Here is a 1,238-nt window from a genome sequence, read left to right on the forward strand (position 1 = left end):
TTGCGTACCAGTGCGACAAACCTTTTCACGTCCGCGCTGCGCTCGGTGGCGTTGTCAATTTCCTGTGACAGCTCCGCAATCCTCCGGGTCAGCGTCTTTTTTTCTTCATCATAGCCGGAAGTCAGAAAAGCAAACTGTTCATCTGAAAGTTTCCCTAAAGCGTTGTCCTCGTAGAGCTTGCGGAATAAGATGTTCAGCTCGTTCATACGGTTCTGCGCCTTGTCAAGCTCTTTCCGCTGCTGTGTCAGCGTCTTTTGTACTGCCTTTGCGCTGCACTCGTTGGCGGTTTCGATAAACTCCTGTTCATGCTCTTTCACATAAGACGTTACGCGCTGCAAGTCTGCAAGGACAAGTTCTTTCAATACGCTTTTGCGGATATAATGCGTAGTGCAGAGCATATCATTTCTTGCCCGGTTGCGGTAGTTGCCGCAAGTGTAGGCGTGTTTCCGTTCAAGCGTCCCGGCTCCGCGCACCGCATACATTTTATAGCCGCAGTCCCCGCAAAAGAGCAGCCCGGAAAACAGGTCGATTTCATCAACCTTTGTCGGGCGTTGCCGGGTGGCAATCCGCTTCTGTGCAAGTTCAAAGGTTTCTTCATCAATCAAAGGTTCGTGAGTGTTGGGGAAGAAATACCTTTTTTCCTCCGGGTTCTTTTTCGTCTTTTTCGACTTATAAGATACCTTGTAGGTTTTCCCGGTTATGGTATGCCCTAAATACTCTTTCCTTGTCAGAATGTCGTACAGCGTCTTATCCGGCCAGTTGTACCATGCGTTGAGCTGTGGGCGGGGGTGGCGGTTGCTTCCTGTTCTACGGTAGCGCAGTTCTCCGACGGTCAGTATTTCATTGTCCCGTAGCCAGTTCTGGATTTCACACATACGGTCGCCCCGTACATACATTGCAAAAATCTGTTTTACGACGTGCGCCGTTTCCGGGTCGGGTATCAGATGATTGCGGTTATCCGGGTCGATAAGGTAGCCGTAAGGAGCTTCGCCGTTGACGCGCTCGCCTTTCTGTGCCTTTGCCTGTTTGACAGCCCGGATTTTCTTTGAGGTGTCGCGGGCGTAAAACTCGTTGAACCAGTTCCGCAGAGGGGTAAACTCGTTATCTTCCCTCGCTGTGTCTACACCGTCGTTAATGGCAATATAGCGCACTTCGTATTCGGGAAAGACAATCTCTATCAGCTCCCCGGTTTTCAGATAATTACGTCCCAGACGGGAAAGGTCTTTTGTTATGACGGT

The 1,238-nt window shown here is 50.3% G+C and carries 1 protein-coding gene; it reads right to left on the reverse strand.

Translation table 11 applies throughout. The annotated features are described in order from the left end of the window. Positions 1 to 1,238, reverse strand: a 1,238-nt coding sequence (locus D5281_RS24980; protein WP_160562542.1) for a recombinase family protein, incomplete at both ends; no start/stop codon positions are given.

The organism is Parablautia muri, assembly GCF_009917485.1.
Taxonomy (GTDB): domain Bacteria; phylum Bacillota; class Clostridia; order Lachnospirales; family Lachnospiraceae; genus Suilimivivens; species Suilimivivens muri.